This window comes from Streptomyces sp. NPDC107546 (assembly GCF_055639175.1).
Map to the genome: position 1 here is coordinate 73,221 of NZ_JBVKBA010000006.1, position 17,577 is coordinate 90,797.

Genomic DNA, 17,577 nt, shown 5'->3' on the forward strand with positions numbered 1-17,577 from the left:
TGCGAGTAAACTGCTGCAGTTGCTCGGCGAGGGAGGCCGCACTCGTTCTTCGATTGCGGCGGTCCGTTATCGACGCGCTCTTCGTAGCAGGCCGTTCGTGGCCGGGTGACCCCGACCGTTTGTCCTACGTACTACTACGAGGAGTGAGAGATGTCCGAGGTGAAGATCGCCGCCGAGACGCGCACCGAGTTCGGCAAGGGCGCCGCGCGTCGTATCCGCCGTGACAGCAAGGTTCCGGGCGTGCTGTACGGGCACGGTTCCGACCCGCTGCACCTGACGTTCCCGGGTCACGACCTGCTGCTGGCGCTGCGTACGCCGAACGTTCTGATCTCGCTGGACATCGACGGCAAGTCGACCGAGCTGGCGATCCCGAAGTCCGTGCAGCGTGACCCGATCAAGGGCTTCCTGGAGCACGTCGACCTGCAGCTGGTGAAGCGCGGCGAGAAGGTCACCGTCGAGGTCTACGTCCACACCGAGGGCGAGCTTGCGCCGGGCGGCAACCTCCTGGAGCACGTTCTCAACACGCTGCCCGTCGAGACCGAGGCCACGCACATCCCCGAGTCGGTCACCGTCTCCATCGAGGGTCTGGCGGCCGGTGCCTCCATCCTCGCCAAGGACATCCCGCTCCCGTCCGGCACCACGCTGGCCGTGGACGAGGACACGGTGGTCCTGCAGGTGCTGGCCGCGCAGGCCGAGGAGGCCGCTGAGGGCGAGGCCGAGGGCGAAGAGGCCGCTGCCGAGGCCTGATCCCTCACCGGCACTGTTTCGTCAGCCGCTGCTCCTTCGGGAGTGGCGGCTGGCGCGTATCGAGGAGACATGGACGTGACGACCGATCCAGGTGCGCCCTGGCTCATCGTGGGGCTCGGTAATCCCGGGCCCGAGTACGCCATGAACCGGCACAACGTGGGGTTCATGGTGGCGGATCTGCTGGCGGGGCGGATCGGGGGGAAGTTCAAGCGGGCCGGGAAGGCACAGGCGCAGGTCATGGAGGGCCGGATCGGGCCGCCGGGTCCGGGGAGCCGTCGGGTGGTCCTGGTGAAGCCGATGTCGTACATGAACCTGTCGGGTGGCCCGGTGAACGCTCTGCGGGATTTCTACAAGGTGCCGGTGGGGAATGTCGTCGCGGTGCATGACGAGCTGGACATCGATTACGGGATGCTGCGGTTGAAGCTCGGTGGTGGTGACAACGGTCACAACGGGCTGAAGTCGATCACGAAGACGTTGGGGTCGGACTATCACCGGGTGCGGTTCGGGATCGGGCGTCCGCCGGGGCGTATGCAGGTGGCGGACTTCGTGTTGAAGGATTTCTCCTCTGCGGAGCGCAAGGAGCTGGACTACTTCGTGGACCGGGCGGCGGATGCGGTGGAGTGTCTGGTGATCGATGGGCTGGAGCGGGCGCAGGGTACGTACAACTCGTGATGTGCCGCCCTGCGGGGTTGACCGGGTGTGTGGGGATGTCCCATGATCCCCGCCATGTCTGCCACCGCCGCCCGCTCTCGCCGGGCCTCGTCCGCTGCGTTCCGGTCGGTGCGGGTGGTGGTGATGGGGGCGGTCGCCCTGCTGATTCTGGTCGGTGGGGTGTGGGGGTCCTGGGGTACGGCGCAGTTGGTGATGCTGACCAAGGGTCGTGAGCGCGGCACGATCGAGGTGACGCGGTGTGGGGCGGAAGTGTGCAGTGGTCCGTTCAGGCCGTTGTCGGCGGGGGCGGCGGCGCGTGACCGTGTGACGATCGAGCAGACGGTGGCGGTGCGGCGGGGGCGGACGTACGCCGTGGTGGTGAGGCCGGGCACGGACGAGGTGGTCCGTTCGGGTCCCGCGGGGGTTCTGTATGCGTGGCTTCCGCTGGCCGGGGCGTTGTTGATGGCGTCGGTGGTGGTGGCGGGCGGGCTGCGGCTGAGGCGGGCGGGGTGGGTGCTGGCGGGGTCGGGGGTGGCGCTGATGACGGCTGCCTTCGTGGCGCTGTGACTCCTGGCGTTTGCCTGGCGTTTGTGAATGTAGTGTCTGTTGCGTCTTCGTGATTGACCTGCGGTGTTCGCGGGCCGGATGCTGAGCCGCCCCCTCCACATCTTCCGTTCCGTTCCTCGAAGATGGACTGCCCATGCGTACCCTCATGCGCGCCGGCGCTTACGTCGCCGTCGCCTCAGCAGCGTTGCTGACCGCTCCCTCCGCCCATGCCTCGGCTCGGGGCGACAACGGCGACGTGAAGATCCACAAGTCCGCCACGGACGAGTACGACCAGCGCAACGAGCCGCACGTGTGCTCGTTCTACCTGGACGCCTTCAATTTCGATGGCCGGCAGCAGGTGGACTGGCACATCGAGGCGTGGGCCCCGACCGCCGCCACGAAGGGTGAGACCGTGAAGAGCGGTGCGGTCACCCTGAACGCCGACGGCCACGGCCGGACGGCCGACATGACGCTGCCCGACGGGCACTACAAGCTGTTCTGGAATTTCGACGGCGAGAAGGGTGCCGCCAAGCACAAGGTGTTCTGGACGGAGTGCGAGAGCTCCGGCGGGGGCGGTACGACGCCGTCCGGCTCCCCCTCGGTCTCCGTGTCGGCCTCCGCGTCCGCCTCCGCGTCGGGCACGGTCGGCGCGAGCGCCTCGCCGAGTTCGTCGTCGGGTGCGGGGGCGTCGGTGTCGGCCTCCGCGTCCCCTTCGGCGCAGGGTGGCAGCGGTGACCTGGCCGAGACGGGCAGTGGTGCTCCGGTGGAGCTGTTGTCCGGTGCGGCGGCGGCGCTGGTGGCCGCCGGTGGTGGTCTGGTGCTCTGGCGCCGCAGGGCCGCCCGGGGCTGACGTCCGCGGGATGTGACGGTGCCCCCGAGTCCTGTACGGACTCGGGGGCACCGTCGTGTCCGGGGCGGTGTCAGCCGGTGTTGCGCAGGCCGGCTGCGACGCCGTTGACGGTGAGGAGCAGGGCGCGGGAGAGCAGCGGGTCGGGTTCCTCGCCTGTGGCGGCCGCGTCGCGCTGGCGCTTGAGGAGGGCGACCTGGAGGTAGGAGATGGGGTCGAGGTAGGCGTCGCGGATGGCGAAGGTCTGCTTGAGGACGGGATGCGCGTCGAGCAGTTCCTGTTCGCCGGTGACGTGGAGTACCTCGCGCACGGTGAGCTCGTGTTCGGCCCGGATGGTGTCGAAGATGTGCTTGAGGTTGTCGGGGACGAGCGTGTCGACGTAGTGCTGGGCGATCCGCAGGTCGGTCTTGGCGAGGGTCATCTCGACGTTGGAGATGAAGTTGCGGAAGAAGTGCCACTGTTCGTGCATCTCGGTGAGCACGCTGTCGAGGCCGGCTTCGCGCAGGGCCTTGAGGCCGGAGCCGACGCCGAACCAGCCGGGGACGATCTGCCGGGACTGGGTCCAGCCGAACACCCAGGGGATGGCGCGCAGGCCGTCGAGCGAGACGCCCGAGCCGGGGCGGCGGGAGGGCCGCGAGCCCAGGTGCAGGTCGGCGAGCTGGTCGACCGGCGTGGAGGCGAGGAAGTACGTCGGCAGGTCGGGGTCCTCGACGAGCTTGCGGTAGGCGGCGTGGGCGGCGTCGGAGACGACGTCCATGGCGGCGTCCCAGCGGGCGAGGGCCTCGTCGGACTGGCGGGGGGCGGTGTGCAGGGCGGAGGCCTGCAGGGTGGCCGCGACCGTCAGTTCGAGGTTCTCGCGGGCGAGGGACGGGATGAGGTACTTGTCGGAGATGACCTCGCCCTGTTCGGTGACCTTGATCTCGCCTTCGAGGGTGCCCCAGGGCTGGGCGAGGATGGCGTCGTGGGTGGGGCCGCCGCCGCGGCCGACGGTGCCGCCGCGGCCGTGGAAGAGGCGCAGGCGGACGCCGTAGCGGTGGGCGACGTCGCGCAGGCGGCGCTGGGCGCGGTGGATCTCCCACTGGGAGGTGGTGATGCCGCCGAACTTGGAGGAGTCGCTGTAGCCGAGCATGACCTCCTGGACGTCTCCGCGCAGCGCGACCAGGCGCCGGTAGGAGGGGTCGGAGAGCATGTCCTCGAGGATGGTGTCGGCGGCCTTGAGCTCGTCGGTGGTCTCCAGGAGGGGGACGATGCCGATCTTGGCCCAGCCGGCGTGGAGGTCGAGGAGGCCGGCCTCGCGGGCGAGGACGGCGGCGGCGAAGACGTCGTCGGCGCCCTGGCACATGGAGATGATGTAGGACTCGATGACTTCGGGGCCGAAGACCTTCAGAGCGCGCTTGATGGTCTCGAAGGTGCCGAGGGTCTTGGCGCCTGCCGCGTCGAGCGGTGCCGGGGTGGGGGCGAGGGGGCGGCGGGAGCGGAGTTCCTTGGCGAGCAGCTTGTGGCGGTACTCGCGGGGCATGTCGTCGTAGCGCCAGGACTCCTCGCCGAGCCGGTCGAAGAGCTGGCCGAGGGCGTGGTGGTGGGCGTCGGCGTGTTCGCGGACGTCCATCGTGGCGAGCTGGAGGCCGAAGGCGGCCAGGGTGCGGATGGTGCGGGCGAGGCGGCCGTCGGCGAAGAGGCCGCCGCGGTGGGCGCGCAGGGAGGTCTGGATGACTCTGAGGTCGTGCAGGAGTTCGCCGGTGCCGAGGTAGTCGCGGCCGGGCTCGTGCTGGGTGCCCTTGGCGAGGCGCTGCTTGGTGTTGACGAGCTTCTGGCGGATGCAGGTGGCCTTGAGCCGGTAGGGCTCCTCGGCGTTGAGGCGCTTGTAGCGGGGGCTGATCTCCGGCAGGAGGTCCAGGTCGGTCTTGAGGGACTCGAGGAGTTCCTCGGTGGCGCCGGTGTAGCGGATGGAGTTGGACAGGAAGCCGCGCAGCTCGTCGATCATCTCCAGGGCGTCGTTGATGCCGTGCTCGTGCTGGAGGATGAGGACGTCCCAGGTGACCTGGGGGGTGACGTTGGGGTTGCCGTCGCGGTCGCCGCCGATCCAGGTGCCGAAGGTGACGGGGCGGGTCTCGTCGGGGAGCTTGACGCCGACGCGCTCGAGTTCCGCGGTGAGGTCCTCCAGGACGTCGCCGACGGCGCCGGCGTGGAGTTCGTCGAGGTAGTAGATGGCGTTGCGGGCCTCGTCGGCGGGTTCGGGGCGCACGACGCGCAGCTCGTCGGTCTGCCAGACGAGGTCGATGTTCTCGGCGAGCCGGGTGTCGAGGCGTCGGCGGTCGGACTCGATGACGGGGGTTTCCAGGAGTGCGGCGATGCGCCGGAGCTTGTTGAGGACCGACCGGCGCGCGGCCTCGGTGGGGTGCGCCGTGAAGACGGGGCGCACGTTGAGGTTGCGGACGGTGTCGCGCAGGTGGTCGGGGTCGGCGTCCTTGAGGCGGTCGGCGGTGCGGGAGAGCAGGCCGCCCTCGGCGGCGCGCTTGGCGCGCAGTTCGCGGCCGCGGTGCACCTGCTCGGTGACGTTGGCCAGATGGAAGTAGGTGGAGAAGGCGCGCACCAGCTTGGCGGCGGTCTCCAGTTCGGTTCCGCGCAGCAGTTCCGCGGCGGCGTCACCGTCCTCGCGGGTCAGCCGGCGGACCCTTTCGACCAGCTCCAGGAGCTCGGGGCCTTCCTGGCGGACGAGGGTCTCGCCGAGCAGGTCGCCCAGTCGGCGGATGTCGGCGCGCAGTTCACTGCTGGTCGTCGTCGTCTGGTCGTCGGCACTGCTCACAGGTGCGGCTCCTTGCAGTGTTGAAGCTCGTCTGGGAGGGGACCCGGATGGGTGCCGTGCGCGGCGGGTGCCGCATACGGTCCGGGCATCCGGGAAGAAATCAGAGCGGACCGCGCTGTCCGACCGACTCCAAGGATAGGTGGCGATGCGGACGCGTCGGCTTTCGGGCTCTTGCCGCCGGGCGACGCACTGCCATACTTACGACGCCGTAGGTTACGGAACCGTAGGGTTTCCCGTCAGGTGGCGGGAGCACGCTGGGTGCCGTAATCCGGGCATTTGCCTCGACCCTCGACCCCACAGGGGACGCCCCATGACCACGAGCTCCGATGTGATCGAAGACGCCCCGAAGGCGAACGACGACTCTTCGCTGCCCTCCGCGACGCTGGGCGGCGAGCAGAAGCGCTCGATCGAGCAGATCACGCTGCTGCTGTTCATCACCGTCCCGTTCCTGGCGCTTGTCGCGGCGGTGCCGCTAGCGTGGGGATGGGGCGTGAGCTGGCTCGACATGGGCCTGCTGGTCTTCTTCTACTACCTGGGCTGCCACGGCATCACGATCGGTTTCCACCGTCACTTCACGCACGGTTCGTTCAAGGCGAAGCGGCCCCTGAAGATCGCGCTGGCGATCGCGGGGTCGATGGCCGTGGAAGGGCCGCTGGTGCGCTGGGTGGCCGATCACCGCAAGCACCACAAGTTCTCCGACGCGGAGGGCGACCCGCACTCCCCGTGGCGGTACGGGGAGACGGTTCCGGCGTTGATGAAGGGCCTGTGGTGGGCCCATCTCGGCTGGATGTTCGATGAGGAGCAGACGCCGCAGGACAAGTACGCCCCGGACCTGATCAAGGACCCGACGATGCGGGCGATCTCCCGCCAGTTCGCGCTGTGGACGACCGTGTCGCTGCTGCTGCCCGCACTGATCGGCGGGCTGGCCACGATGTCCTGGTGGGGCGCGTTCACCGCGTTCTTCTGGGGGTCGCTCGTACGGGTGGCTCTGCTGCACCACGTGACGTGGTCGATCAATTCGATCTGTCACGCGGTGGGCAAGCGGCCGTTCAAGTCGCGCGACCGTTCGGGCAACGTGTGGTGGCTGGCGATCCTGTCGTGCGGCGAGTCGTGGCACAACCTGCACCACGCGGACCCGACGTCGGCACGGCACGGTGTGGAGCGGGGCCAGCTGGACTCCTCGGCGCGGATCATCCGCTGGTTCGAGCAGCTGGGGTGGGCGTACGACGTGCGCTGGCCGTCACGCTCGCGTATCGATTCGCGTCGTACGGTGACGGGAGTGGCTCCCGACTCGGGAAGGTGACCGCCGGCACGGCATGATGGCGGGGTGGCGACCGACTCCAGCACCCCCAGCAGCGACAAGCCGCGGCGCGCACGCCGTACTCGGATGACCGGTGCTGAGCGCCGCCAGCAGCTGCTGGAGATCGGTCGCACGCTGTTCGCCGCGAAAGGCTTCGAGGGCACGTCGGTGGAGGAGATCGCGGCCAAGGCCGGGGTGTCCAAACCGGTGGTGTACGAGCACTTCGGCGGCAAGGAGGGGCTGTACGCGGTGGTGGTGGACCGCGAGATGCGGCGCCTGCTGGACATGGTGACCAGCTCCCTGACGGCCGGGCACCCGCGTGAGCTGTGCGAGCAGGCCGCGTTCGCGCTGCTGGACTACATCGAGGAGTACACGGACGGTTTCCGGATCCTGGTCCGGGACTCCCCCATCCCGCAGTCGACGGGCTCCTTCGCGTCGCTGATCTCCGACATCGCGACGCAGGTGGAGGACATTCTGGGCCGCGAGTTCAAGAGCCGCGGCTTCGACCCGAAGCTGGCCCCGCTGTACGCGCAGGCGCTGGTGGGGATGGTCGCGCTGACGGGCCAGTGGTGGCTGGACGTGCGCCGCCCGAAGAAGGCCGAGGTGGCGGCGCATCTGGTGAACCTGGCGTGGCACGGGCTGGACGGGCTGGAGCCGAAGCCGCGGCTGATAGGTCACCGCAAGAGCTGAGGCCGGGAGCCGATCACCCGTTGTGATGACCTTCGTGATGACCTTTGCCGGTTCCGGCGGCTGGCGTGGGTGCCCAGGCCGTTGAATCCCGTTCATGGACCCGGTCGTCGGCAACGGCTACACCCTCACCGGCATCCACCACGACGAGCTGGAACTCGCCGAGCCGTTTCGAGATCGACATCACCTCTGCCGCACTCGACGAGCCGTGACCAGCGGCTCCAGGAACTCCAGCCGGTTCCCCGCCGGATCCTCCGAGTAGAAGCGCCGGTGCCCCGGCAGGTCGGCGTCCCAGGTGACCGGCGCCCCGCGTTCGGCGAGCCGCGCCGCGTACGCCTCGATCCCCGTGACCCGCAGCCCGGGATGGGCCTTCTTCGCGGGGCGGAAGTCATCCTCGATCCCCAGGTGCAGCTGCACGGCCCCCGCCTGGAACCAGCAGCCTCCGCGCGCGGCGAGCACCGGCGGCTTGGGGATCTCCGTCATGCCCAGGACGTCCACGTAGTACGTGCGCAGCCGGTCCTCGGAGCCGGGCGGGGCGGCGAGCTGGACGTGGTCCACGGCGGTCAGCACCGGTCAGGCTCCCTTCGTCGCGACGGCGAAGATGCGGCGGAACGGGAACACCGTGCCGTGCTCGGTCGCCGGGTACGCCTCGCGCAGCGCCGCACGGTAGTCGGCGACGAACTCCTCGGCCTCCTCCCCCAGCTCGGTGAGGATCGGCCGCAGTCCGGTGCCCTTGACCCAGTCGAGGACCGGGTCCTCGCCCTGCAGCAGATGCAGATACGTCGTCTCCCAGACGTCCGCCGCGCAGCCGAGCGCGGTGAGGTGGTGCAGATACGCCTCCGGGGTGAGGACCGCGTCGTCGTGGCGCAGGGTTTCGGCGAGGCGGTCCTTCCAGCGGGCGGAGTGGGCGAGTTCGCGCATCAGCCGGTGGCTGGGGGAGGCGAAGTTGCCAGGGACCTGGAAGGCGAATGTGCCGCCCGGCTTCAGGGCTGTCACCCACTCGGCGAAACGCCCGGCGTGTCCGGGTACCCACTGCAGGGTGGCGTTGCTGATGATCAGGTCGTACGGCTCCTTCGGCGCCCAGGTGCGGGCGTCGGCGTGCGCGAAGTCCAGGCGGCCGCCGCCGACCGTGGGGCCCGCGTAGGCGTCGGTCTTCGCGAGCATCTCCGGGGAGTTGTCGTAGCCGGTGATGTGCGCGGTGGGCCAGCGCTCGGCGAGCAGGACGGTGACGTTGCCCGGTCCGCAGCCCAGGTCGGCGACGCGGGGCGGGTCGCCGGGAAGTTCGGGCACGCGGGAGAGCAGGTCGGTGAAGGGACGGGCGCGGTGGTCCGCGTGGCGGAGGTACTGGGCGGGGTCCCAGGTGGGGCCGGTGGCGGGCATGGCGGGGCCTCCTCGGGGCGGGCTGGGGGGCGAGTGGGCGCCGCGGCGCGGACGGCGCCGCCATACGGAGGCGTCGCCCCCGTTTGACGCCGCCTCCGTACGGCTCACCATCCTCGTACCGCAACTATCTCGACGTCAAGAGACTCAATATCAAGATGTCTCGCATCAAGAGACTTCACATCGACACAACCACTACACTGATCGCATGGAGGACGAGGTCGATCGGCTGGTCGCGGCGTGGCGCAGGGAACGCCCGGACCTCGACGTGGAACCGCTCGAGGTGCTCAGCCGGGTCAGCAGACTGGCCCGGCATCTGGACCGCGCACGCCGGCTGGCGTTCTCGGAACACGGCCTGGAGCCCTGGGAGTTCGACGTCCTCACCGCGCTCCGCCGGGCCGGCAGCCCCTATCAGCTCTCCCCCGGCCAGTTGCTCACCCAGACACTGGTCACCTCCGGCACGATGACCAACCGCATCGACCGCCTCGCGAAAAAGGGCCTGGTCGAGCGGCTCCCGGACCCGAGCGACCGCCGGGGTGTGCTGGTGCGGCTCACGGACGAGGGCCGGGACCGGGCCGACCAGGCTCTCGCCGGACTCCTCGACCAGGAGCGCGCGATCCTCTCCGAGCTGAGCTCGGCCCAGCGCGGTGAGCTGGCCGCGCTGCTACGCCAGCTGACCGCCCCGTTCGACAACATCCCCGGCTAGGTCGACCGGGCCGACCCCGGCGCGGCGGGCGAGGGCGACGGCGGCGAGCGTGGAGTGGACGCCCAGCTTCCCCAGCACGTTCTGCATGTGCGTGCGAACGGTGTGCGGGGACAGGAACAGCCGCTCGGCGACGGCCTTGCGGCCGAGTCCGGCGACCATGCACCGCAGCACCTCCCGCTCCCGGGGCGTGAGGGACTCCACCAGACGCTCGCTCTCGGTGCGGTGCTTGCGGGCCGCGGTCAGCTCGCGCAGCACCCCGGTGAGCAGGGCGGGCGGCAGGTGCGTCTCGTCCCGCAGGACGCCCCTGATGACGGTGAGCAGCCGCTGCAGCGAGCAGTCCTTGGCGACCCAGCCGGAGGCGCCGGCCTGCAGGGCGAGGGCGGCGCGGCGCGGGTCGTCCTTCTCGGCGAGGACGACGGTCCGCACGTTCGGCTGGCCGGAGCGGACGCCGGCGACGAGGGAGATGCCGTCGACGAGGCCGTCCTCGTCGCCGTCCTGGACGGGGACCGCCGGGCGCGAGCCCAGGACGTTGCCCCCGAGGTCCGCGTCGACGAGCATCACGTCGAATCTGCGGCCCTCCGCGGCCGCCCGCTCCAGGCAGCGCAGCGCGGCCGGGCCGCTGCCGGCCGCGGACACGTCGACGTCCGGTTCGGCCGCCAGGGCGGCGGCGAGGGACTCGGCGAAGATGCGGTGATCGTCGACGACCAGAACTCGGATGCGAACCACTGATACCCCCACTGTTCGGGGGACGGCCCGGCGCGGATACGGCGCCCGGAGCGCTCCCCGGATTTTCACCTGGGACGGGTAACGCAGCGGCACGGCCGCCGCCGTGCTGGAACTGCTACCCCCGCCCCGGGCGCCGTACCCGACTGTCTCGCCCCCTGATCAGCACCGGCCCCCACCGGCGCTGTTTCACAGGGTAGGGCCGCCGGCCTGGAGCGGAAGGCGATTTGCAGAACTGGTCGGCCGACGCGTTTATGGTGAGGCCCATGTTTCGTATCGAGACAGAAGTCGACAAGGAGCGGCGGGATCTGCTCCGGGCTCGGCTGCGCGAGACGAACTCGGCGGCGTCCCCGGTGCTGCGCGCCCTGCGCGGAACACCGGCGGAGCGCGATGTTCCGCTCCATGTGTGGGCGTTGGACGCGGCGGGGGAAGTGGCGGGCGGGCTGGTCGGGCACACCTGGACGACGTGGCTGCACGTCGCGTACCTGTGGGTGGACGACCGGCACCGCGGCGCGGGCGTCGGCACCCGGCTGCTCGCGCAGGCGGAGCGGACGGCCCACGAGGACCGCGGTTGCACGGCGTGCCGCCTGGAGACGTGGGACTTCCAGGCCCCGGAGTTCTACCGGAAGCAGGGCTACGAGGTGGTGTGTGTGATCCCCGACTATCCGCCGGGGATCACGGAGTACACGTTGACGAAACGGCTGGGCCGAGGCAGGGCGTGATCAGCCCAGGCGGCGCGCCCCGGCCGACGGCACCGCCGGGAACACCCGAGGTGCCGTGTAGCCGGCGGAGGTGAACGCCTCCTCGATCGCCTTGGTGATCGTGTCCGTGTCCGACGCCTCCACCAGGACGATCGCCGAGCCGCCGAAGCCGCCGCCCGTCATCCGTGCCCCCAGCGCGCCCGCGGCGTTCGCCGTGTCCACCACCAGGTCCAGCTCCGGGCAGGAGATCCGCAGGTCGTCGCGGAGTGAGACATGACCCTCGGTCAGCACCGGGCCGATCGCCCGGACCTCGCCCGCGTCCAGCAGCCGGACCACCTGGTCGACCCGGTGGTCGTCCGAGACGACATGGCGCACATAGCGGCGCACCCGCTCGTCGGACAGATGCGCGAGCGCGGCGTCAAGCTCCTCGTATGCCACGTCCCGCAGATGCGAGACGCCCAGCTGCCGTGCGCCCTCCTCGCAGCCCTCGCGCCGCTCGGCGTACGCCCCGTCGCCCAGCGCGTGCTTCACGCGGGTGTCGACGACCAGCAGCGTCAGACCCTTCGAGGCCAGGTCGAAGGGGATCTGCCGGATGGACAGGTCACGGCAGTCCAGGTGCAGCGCGTAGCCGTCCGTGGCACACGCCGACGCCATCTGGTCCATGATCCCGCAGGGCACGCCCACGAAGTCGTTCTCGGCGCGCTGCGCGATCCTGGCCAGCTCGGGGCCCGTGAGACCCAGCTCGTACAGGTCGTCCAGCGCGAGGGCGACGACCACCTCCAGCGCCGCCGAGGAGGACAGGCCGGCGCCGGTCGGCACCGTCGAGGACAGGTGCACGTCCGCGCCGGTGATCGGGTGGCCGGCCTCGCGCAGCACCCAGACGACACCCGCCGGGTAGGCGGCCCAGCTGGTGTTGGTCAGCGGCTGCAGTTCGTCGACGTGCAGTTCGACGACCGGGCCCTCGATGTCGGCCGAGTGCAGCCGCAGGACACCGTCGGTGCGCCGCGACACCCCCGCGACCGCCGTGTGCGGCAGCGCGAGCGGCATCACGAAGCCCTCGTTGAAGTCCGTGTACTCGCCGATCAGGTTGACCCGGCCCGGTGCCGCCCAGACGCCCTCGGGAGCCGTCCCGTAGATCTCCCCGAAGCCCTCGCGTACGCCCACCTACTGCTCCCTTGCGATGTTCTGTGCGAACTGCCACGCGTCCGCGACGATCCCCGCGAGGTCCGCGCGGGACGGGTTCCAGCCGAGCTTCTCGCGGGCCGTGGCCGCGGAGGCGACCAGGACAGCCGGGTCGCCGCCCCGGCGCGGGGCCACGACCTCGGGGATCGGGTGCCCGGTGACCTGGCGCACCGTTTCGATGACCTCGCGCACCGAGAAGCCGTTGCCGTTGCCGAGGTTGCAGATCAGGTGTGCGCCGGGGGTGGCGGCGTCCAGGGCGAGCAGGTGGGCCTCGGCGAGGTCGGCGACATGGATGTAGTCGCGGATGCAGGTGCCGTCCGGCGTCGGGTAGTCGTCGCCGAAGATCGAGATGGCCTCGCGCCTGCCCTGCGCGACCTGGAGGACGAGCGGGATGAGGTGGGACTCGGGGTTGTGGCGCTCGCCGTAGGCGCCGTAGGCGCCGGCGACGTTGAAGTAGCGCAGGGAGACGGCGCCCAGGCCGTGCGCGGCCGCCTCACCGGTGATCATGTGGTCGACGGCGAGCTTGGAGGCGCCGTAGGGGGAGGTCGGCGCGGTCGGGTCGGTCTCGGTGATCGGGGTGTTCACCGGCTCGCCGTAGGTGGCCGCCGTGGAGGAGAAGACGAGCCTGCGCACACCGGCCTCGCGCATGGCGCCGAGCAGGGCCATGGTGCCGCCGACGTTGTTGTCCCAGTACTTCTCCGGCTTCACGACCGACTCGCCGACCTGCGAGAACGCGGCGAAGTGCAGGACCGCGTCGAAGGAGGCGTCGAGCCACTTGGCGGCGTCGCGGATGTCTCCCTCGACGAAGGAGGCACCGGCCGGCACGCCCTCGCGGAAACCGGTGGAGAGGTTGTCGAGGACGACGACCTCGTGGCCGGCCTCCAGCAGGTGCTGCGCGACCACGCTGCCCACATAGCCGGCGCCGCCGGTGACCAGGTACTTCCCGCTCATGAACTCGCTACCTCTCGCAGTCTCCGGGCCGCGGCCTCCGGCGGCACGTCGTTGATGAACACGTTCATGCCGGACTCGGAACCCGCGAGGAACTTCAGCTTGCCGGAAGTGCGGCGAATGGTGAAAAGCTCGAGGTGGAGCGCGAAGTCGTCCCTGGTCACGCCGTCGAACTCGTCCAATGTGCCGAACGGCGCCTGGTGCCAGGCGGCGATGTACGGCGTCGGAGGCTCACCCTCGCCGAAGATCCGGTCGAAGCGCTTCAAGAGTTCCAGGTAGACCTTGGGAAACTCTGTGCGTGCGGCCTCGTCGAGCCCGAGCAGGTCGGGGACGCGGCGGCGGGGGTAGAGGTGGACCTCGTAGGGCCAGTGCGCGGCGTACGGCACGAACGCCACCCAGTGCTCGCCCTGCAGGACGATCCGCTCGTCGGCGAGTTCGCGCTCCAGGACGGCGTCGAACAGGTTCTCCCCGCCGGTCGCCTCCTTGTGGGCGGCCAGCGAACGGAGCATCAGGGCGGTGCGGGGTGTGGTGAAGGGGTACGCGTAGATCTGCCCGTGCGGGTGGCCGAGGGTCACGCCGATCTCCGCGCCGCGGTTCTCGAAGCAGAAGACCTGCTCGACGGCCGGCAGGTGGGACAGCTCGGCGGTGCGGTCGGTCCAGGCGTCCAGGACCAGGCCCGCCTGCTCCTCGGTCAGGTCGGCGAAGGAGGCGTTGTGGTCGGAGGTGAAGCAGACGACCTCGCAGCGGCCGGAGTCGCCGGCGAGCGAGGGGAAACGGTTCTCGAAGACGACGACGTCGTAGGACGAGTCGGGGATCTCGCTCAGCCTGCCGTCCCTGGAGGGGCACAGCGGGCACTCGTCGGCGGGCGGGTGGTAGGTGCGGCCCTGACGGTGCGAGGCGATGGCCACCGAGTCGCCGAGCAGCACGTCCGGGCGGATTTCGGAGGTCGTGACGGTCCGCTCGAGCGGCCGACGGTCGACCGCGTCCCGCACGACGTCGTCGCGCAGGTCGTAGTAGATGAGCTCACGACCGTCGGCCAGCCGGGTCGAGGTCTTCTTCACGTTCGACTCTCCATTCGAGCCACTCACCCTTCAAACATAACCCAACACACCAAAACACAAGTCACCACCTGCGTCAACGTCACAATCCAACAAAGACCATCATCAGAAGTGTTCAAATATCGAACGCGGGGGCGTACGGTTCCGCACTGATTGGTTTACGCAACGAAGCGAGTATTCATGCAAACCCCCACATATCTGGCAGCCGAGCTACGACTCCCCACGAACGGGCTCGACTACGCGATCCTCGGGATCTACTTCGCGGTCGTCCTCGGCATCGGCTTCGCGGCCCGCCGCTCGGTGAAGACCAGCCTCGACTTCTTCCTGTCCGGGCGCTCCCTGCCCGCCTGGATCACCGGTCTCGCGTTCATCTCCGCCAACCTGGCCGCCACCGAGATCCTCGGCATGGCCGCCAACAGCGCCCAGTACGGCGCCTACACCGTGCACTGGTACTGGATCGGCGCCATCCCGGCCATGGTCTTCCTGGGCCTCGTGATGATGCCGTTCTACTACGGCTCCAAGGTCCGCTCCGTGCCCGAGTTCCTGCTGCTGCGCTTCGACAAGGGAGCGCACCTGCTGAGCTCGATCCTGTTCGCCTTCGCCGCGATCCTCATCGCGGGCGTGAACCTCTACGCCCTCGCGATCGTCGTGGAGGCGCTGCTGGGCTGGCCGCAGTGGGTGGCGATCGTGGTCGCCGGCTTCTTCGTGCTCGCGTACATCACCCTCGGCGGGCTGTCGTCGGCGATCTACAACGAGGTGCTGCAGTTCTTCGTGATCCTCGCGGCGCTCATCCCGATCACCGTGCTCGGCCTGAAGAAGGTCGGCGGCTGGGGCGGGCTGACCGACAAGCTCACCAAGACCCACGGCCACGACTTCGTCACCGCCTGGGGCGGCACCGGGATCGGGCACGCCAACCCGCTGGGCGCCAACTGGCTGACCATCGTCCTCGGCCTCGGCTTCGTGCTGTCCTTCGGCTACTGGACCACCAACTTCGCCGAGGTGCAGCGCGCCCTGTCCGCGAAGAACCTCTCCGCCGCCCAGCGCACCCCGCTGATCGCCGCGTTCCCGAAGATCTTCATCGTGTTCCTGGTGATGATCCCGGGCCTGGTGGCCGCCGTCCTGGTCCCGAAGATCGGCACGCCCGGCTCCTCCCTGCAGTACAACGACGCGATCCCGTACCTGATGCAGGAGCTGCTGCCCAACGGTGTCCTCGGCATCGCGGTCACCGGTCTGCTGGCGGCCTTCATGGCGGGCATGGCGGCCAACGTGTCGTCCTTCAACACGGTGTTCACCAACGACATCTGGGCGCGGTACATCGTCAAGGACCGCGAGGACGCGTACTACGTCCGCTTCGGCCGCCTCATCACGGCGATCGGCGTGCTGGCGTCGATCGGCACGGCGTTCCTCGCGTCGTCGTTCTCGAACATCATGAGCTACCTGCAGACGCTGTTCTCCTTCTTCAACGTGCCGATGTTCGTGGTGTTCATCGTCGGCATGTTCTGGAAGCGCGCGTCGAAGAAGTCCGGCTTCTGGGGCCTGCTCGCCGGCACGGTGACCGCGATGGTCAACTACTTCGTCATCTACAAGCACGGCATCATCGGCATCCCCACCGACCAGGGTGCCAACTTCGTCTCCGCGATCGCCGGTTTCGTGGCCGGCGCGGTCGTGATGGTCGTGGTCTCGCTGTTCACCAAGCCCAAGCCGGCTGAGCAGCTGCAGGGCCTCGTCTACGGCACCCGCTCGCCCGGCATGGCCGAGCCGCCCTCCGCGGGCGACGACGCCTGGTACCGCAGGCCCGCCCTGCTCGGCTGGGGCGCGGTCGTCCTCGCCGCCGCCTGCTACATCCCGTTCTCGCTCTGACCGCGGAGGATTGACCGACCATGTCCGAGTACTCCGAACACGACGCCCAGCGCCAAGTCACCGAGCTGGAAGGCAAGTCCGCCACCGCGGCACGCATCTTCGATCTGCGCCGCATCATCGGCGGCCTGTTCGTGCTCTACGGCGTCATTGTGATGATCGCCGGGTTCACGGCGTCCGACGCGGCGATCCGCAAGGCGGAGGGCGTCAACATCAACCTGTGGACGGGCCTCGGGATGCTGATCCTGGGCCTGCTGTTCCTGCTCTGGCTGAAGCTGAGGCCGATGGCTCCGCCGGCCGCTGACGGGGGGGCGGGGGAGAAGCCGGAGTAACGCCCGGCCGGGCGGGGTGGGCTGCGCGACCCGGCGGCTACCGGGTGCCTCCCCGAAGCTCTTCGAGCCGGGGGGGGGAGTCCCAGCGCCCACCCGTGCCGCCGCCCTGGGGGTGCCCCAGGTCGTTGAGGCTCCGGGGGAGGCATGACTGCCTGCAGCTACGCCGGGCGCTCGCCCACTCCCGGCTGCTCGCTCCCGGGTTTGACGGGCCCCGCCCGGTCCAAGAGGCCCGTCCGTGCCGCCAGGGCGGCAGCCTCCAGGCGGGAGCCCACGCCCAGTTTCATCAGGACGCGTTGGACGTGGGTGCGGGCCGTGGACGGGGCGATGCCCATGCCCGCCGCGATCAGGCGGGTGTCCTCGCCGTCGGCCACCCGGACCAGGACCTCGACCTCCCTCGGGGTCAGCATCTGCAACAGGCGCTGGCCCTCGTCGTCCGGCTGCGCCGCCGGATTGAGCAGTTCGTCGAACGCGCCCTGCAACAGCTGCGGCGCCACGGCAGCCTCACCCGCCCGCGCCTTCATGATGGCCCGCTCGACGCCCTCGATGCGCTCGTCGTGCCGTACGTAGCCCGAGGCGCCGGCGGCGAACGCGGCCGCTATCCCGCGCGGGCTCGGCACCGGGCCGAGCACCAGCACCGCCACCTGCGGGCGCTCCCGCTTGATGCGCACCACCGGGTCGAAGGCACCCGGCTCCGCGGGTGCCGCCGTGCCCAGCAGGCACACTTCGGGCGCCCTGCTGATCACCAGGTCCGCCGCCCCCGCGGCGGGCGCCGCCGCGGCGAGCACCCGGTGCCCCCTCAGCTTCAGAGCCGAGGCCAGCGCCTCGGCGAGCAATCGGTGGTCGTCGACCACCATGAGCCGCACTCCCATCGAGCAACCCCCCAGTCCCCCCCCGTGGATGCCCACTATGGATGCCCACTGGCCCGCATGGACAGAAGCCCCCCGGCGCAACCCCCGCCCTTCATGCCCCCGGAAGCTACACGCTTGTTCGACATCGCGCTTCCCCTACCGGCCAGAAGTGCCCCGGATTACCGAAATCCCGCCCAATGGCGGCTGATGACGGGTACGTGAAAGGCCCCGCCCCCGAACAGGAGCGAGGCCTTCGCCGTG

At 70.0% G+C, this 17,577-nt stretch carries 18 protein-coding genes; 10 read left to right on the forward strand and 8 right to left on the reverse strand.

Annotation, left to right across the window (positions count from 1 at the left end):
* The first annotated feature begins 150 nt into the window (after positions 1-150).
* The 4 genes from ACZ7L1_RS10730 to ACZ7L1_RS10745 all read left to right on the forward strand — a co-directional run bounded on the left by ACZ7L1_RS10730 (position 151) and on the right by ACZ7L1_RS10745 (position 2,794).
* On the forward strand, positions 151-747 hold the full coding sequence (locus tag ACZ7L1_RS10730) for a 50S ribosomal protein L25/general stress protein Ctc (protein ID WP_471436002.1): 597 nt from the start codon (positions 151-153) through the stop codon (positions 745-747).
* Between the two features lie 69 nt (positions 748-816).
* On the forward strand, positions 817-1,419 hold the full coding sequence (gene pth / locus ACZ7L1_RS10735; protein WP_471436004.1) for an aminoacyl-tRNA hydrolase: 603 nt from the start codon (positions 817-819) through the stop codon (positions 1,417-1,419).
* A 42-nt stretch (positions 1,420-1,461) separates the two neighbouring features.
* Positions 1,462-1,965 carry a hypothetical protein gene (locus ACZ7L1_RS10740; protein ID WP_471436005.1) on the forward strand — a complete coding sequence of 168 codons (504 nt, stop codon included), beginning with the start codon at positions 1,462-1,464 and terminating at the stop codon, positions 1,963-1,965.
* 133 nt (positions 1,966-2,098) lie between these two features.
* The gene (locus tag ACZ7L1_RS10745; RefSeq protein WP_471436007.1) at positions 2,099-2,794 is read left to right on the forward strand and encodes an LPXTG cell wall anchor domain-containing protein; all 696 of its coding nucleotides are present in this window, start codon (positions 2,099-2,101) and stop codon (positions 2,792-2,794) included.
* A gap of 70 nt (positions 2,795-2,864) precedes the next feature.
* Here ACZ7L1_RS10745 and ppc read toward each other — a convergent pair whose 3' ends face one another.
* The gene (gene ppc / locus ACZ7L1_RS10750; RefSeq protein WP_471436008.1) at positions 2,865-5,597 is read right to left on the reverse strand and encodes a phosphoenolpyruvate carboxylase; all 2,733 of its coding nucleotides are present in this window, start codon (positions 5,595-5,597) and stop codon (positions 2,865-2,867) included.
* Positions 5,598-5,907: 310 nt separating this feature from the next.
* On the opposite strand from ppc, the gene ACZ7L1_RS10755 reads away from it, so the two are divergent.
* Both ACZ7L1_RS10755 and ACZ7L1_RS10760 read left to right on the forward strand, forming a co-directional pair.
* Positions 5,908-6,900: an acyl-CoA desaturase gene (locus ACZ7L1_RS10755; RefSeq protein ID WP_471436010.1), complete on the forward strand. Its 993-nt coding sequence runs from the start codon at positions 5,908-5,910 to the stop codon at positions 6,898-6,900.
* An 84-nt stretch (positions 6,901-6,984) separates the two neighbouring features.
* A complete protein-coding gene (locus ACZ7L1_RS10760; protein WP_236041747.1) occupies positions 6,985-7,587 on the forward strand; it encodes a TetR/AcrR family transcriptional regulator in 603 nt (200 codons plus the stop codon).
* Positions 7,588-7,767: 180 nt separating this feature from the next.
* On the opposite strand, the gene ACZ7L1_RS10765 is transcribed toward ACZ7L1_RS10760, so the two are convergent.
* Together ACZ7L1_RS10765 and ACZ7L1_RS10770 are read right to left on the reverse strand one after the other, a co-directional pair.
* Positions 7,768-8,154 carry a VOC family protein gene (locus tag ACZ7L1_RS10765; protein WP_471436012.1) on the reverse strand — a complete coding sequence of 129 codons (387 nt, stop codon included), beginning with the start codon at positions 8,152-8,154 and terminating at the stop codon, positions 7,768-7,770.
* A 3-nt stretch (positions 8,155-8,157) separates the two neighbouring features.
* Entirely contained in the window at positions 8,158-8,964 is an 807-nt protein-coding gene (locus tag ACZ7L1_RS10770) for a trans-aconitate 2-methyltransferase (RefSeq protein ID WP_471436014.1), read from the reverse strand.
* Positions 8,965-9,169: 205 nt separating this feature from the next.
* Between ACZ7L1_RS10770 and tamR the strand changes: the two genes are divergently transcribed.
* Positions 9,170-9,667 carry a MarR family transcriptional regulator TamR gene (gene tamR / locus ACZ7L1_RS10775; protein ID WP_103837595.1) on the forward strand — a complete coding sequence of 166 codons (498 nt, stop codon included), beginning with the start codon at positions 9,170-9,172 and terminating at the stop codon, positions 9,665-9,667.
* Here the strand turns inward: tamR and ACZ7L1_RS10780 are convergent.
* A complete protein-coding gene (locus ACZ7L1_RS10780) occupies positions 9,626-10,393 on the reverse strand; it encodes a LuxR C-terminal-related transcriptional regulator (RefSeq protein WP_200420679.1) in 768 nt (255 codons plus the stop codon). The two genes, tamR and ACZ7L1_RS10780, sit on opposite strands and share 42 nt — an antisense overlap.
* Positions 10,394-10,644: 251 nt before the next feature.
* Between ACZ7L1_RS10780 and ACZ7L1_RS10785 the strand changes: the two genes are divergently transcribed.
* Positions 10,645-11,112 (forward strand): GNAT family N-acetyltransferase, encoded by a 468-nt coding sequence (locus tag ACZ7L1_RS10785; RefSeq protein ID WP_471436016.1) that lies wholly within the window; start codon positions 10,645-10,647, stop codon positions 11,110-11,112.
* Here the strand turns inward: ACZ7L1_RS10785 and galK are convergent, their stop codons facing one another.
* Genes galK through galT form a run of 3 tightly spaced genes read right to left on the reverse strand, consistent with a single transcriptional unit; the run spans position 11,113 to position 14,282 of the window.
* Positions 11,113-12,255: a galactokinase gene (galK, locus tag ACZ7L1_RS10790; RefSeq protein ID WP_471436018.1), complete on the reverse strand. Its 1,143-nt coding sequence runs from the start codon at positions 12,253-12,255 to the stop codon at positions 11,113-11,115.
* Positions 12,256-13,224 carry a UDP-glucose 4-epimerase GalE gene (gene galE / locus ACZ7L1_RS10795; RefSeq protein WP_471436020.1) on the reverse strand — a complete coding sequence of 323 codons (969 nt, stop codon included), beginning with the start codon at positions 13,222-13,224 and terminating at the stop codon, positions 12,256-12,258. It lies immediately after the preceding gene.
* Complete coding sequence (gene galT / locus ACZ7L1_RS10800; RefSeq protein WP_471436021.1) at positions 13,221-14,282, reverse strand: galactose-1-phosphate uridylyltransferase; 1,062 nt, start codon at positions 14,280-14,282, stop codon at positions 13,221-13,223. The genes galE and galT overlap by 4 nt, the downstream gene beginning before the upstream one ends.
* Before the next feature lie 177 nt (positions 14,283-14,459).
* Between galT and ACZ7L1_RS10805 the strand changes: the two genes are divergently transcribed.
* Together ACZ7L1_RS10805 and ACZ7L1_RS10810 are read left to right on the forward strand one after the other, a co-directional pair.
* Positions 14,460-16,139 (forward strand): sodium:solute symporter family protein, encoded by a 1,680-nt coding sequence (locus ACZ7L1_RS10805; RefSeq protein WP_471436023.1) that lies wholly within the window; start codon positions 14,460-14,462, stop codon positions 16,137-16,139.
* Between the two features lie 20 nt (positions 16,140-16,159).
* On the forward strand, positions 16,160-16,468 hold the full coding sequence (locus tag ACZ7L1_RS10810) for a hypothetical protein (protein WP_471436024.1): 309 nt from the start codon (positions 16,160-16,162) through the stop codon (positions 16,466-16,468).
* Positions 16,469-16,626: 158 nt separating this feature from the next.
* Here ACZ7L1_RS10810 and ACZ7L1_RS10815 read toward each other — a convergent pair whose 3' ends face one another.
* Positions 16,627-17,337: a helix-turn-helix transcriptional regulator gene (locus ACZ7L1_RS10815; protein ID WP_471436026.1), complete on the reverse strand. Its 711-nt coding sequence runs from the start codon at positions 17,335-17,337 to the stop codon at positions 16,627-16,629.
* Positions 17,338-17,577: the final 240 nt, after the last annotated feature.

Excerpts from the sequence above, each read along its gene's own strand:
- ACZ7L1_RS10760 (WP_236041747.1), top strand. The coding sequence starts at position 6,985 with ATGACCGGTGCTGAGCGCCGCCAGCAGCTGCTGGAGATCGGTCGCACG.
- pth (WP_471436004.1), top strand. The coding sequence starts at position 817 with ATGGACGTGACGACCGATCCAGGTGCGCCCTGGCTCATCGTGGGGCTC.
- ACZ7L1_RS10770 (WP_471436014.1), bottom strand. The coding sequence starts at position 8,964 with ATGCCCGCCACCGGCCCCACCTGGGACCCCGCCCAGTACCTCCGCCAC.
- ACZ7L1_RS10740 (WP_471436005.1), top strand. The coding sequence starts at position 1,462 with ATGATCCCCGCCATGTCTGCCACCGCCGCCCGCTCTCGCCGGGCCTCG.
- ACZ7L1_RS10810 (WP_471436024.1), top strand. The coding sequence starts at position 16,160 with ATGTCCGAGTACTCCGAACACGACGCCCAGCGCCAAGTCACCGAGCTG.
- galE (WP_471436020.1), bottom strand. The coding sequence starts at position 13,224 with ATGAGCGGGAAGTACCTGGTCACCGGCGGCGCCGGCTATGTGGGCAGC.
- ACZ7L1_RS10815 (WP_471436026.1), bottom strand. The coding sequence starts at position 17,337 with ATGGGAGTGCGGCTCATGGTGGTCGACGACCACCGATTGCTCGCCGAG.
- ACZ7L1_RS10730 (WP_471436002.1), top strand. The coding sequence starts at position 151 with ATGTCCGAGGTGAAGATCGCCGCCGAGACGCGCACCGAGTTCGGCAAG.
- ACZ7L1_RS10785 (WP_471436016.1), top strand. The coding sequence starts at position 10,645 with ATGGTGAGGCCCATGTTTCGTATCGAGACAGAAGTCGACAAGGAGCGG.
- ACZ7L1_RS10755 (WP_471436010.1), top strand. The coding sequence starts at position 5,908 with ATGACCACGAGCTCCGATGTGATCGAAGACGCCCCGAAGGCGAACGAC.
- ACZ7L1_RS10805 (WP_471436023.1), top strand. The coding sequence starts at position 14,460 with ATGCAAACCCCCACATATCTGGCAGCCGAGCTACGACTCCCCACGAAC.
- ACZ7L1_RS10745 (WP_471436007.1), top strand. The coding sequence starts at position 2,099 with ATGCGTACCCTCATGCGCGCCGGCGCTTACGTCGCCGTCGCCTCAGCA.
- tamR (WP_103837595.1), top strand. The coding sequence starts at position 9,170 with ATGGAGGACGAGGTCGATCGGCTGGTCGCGGCGTGGCGCAGGGAACGC.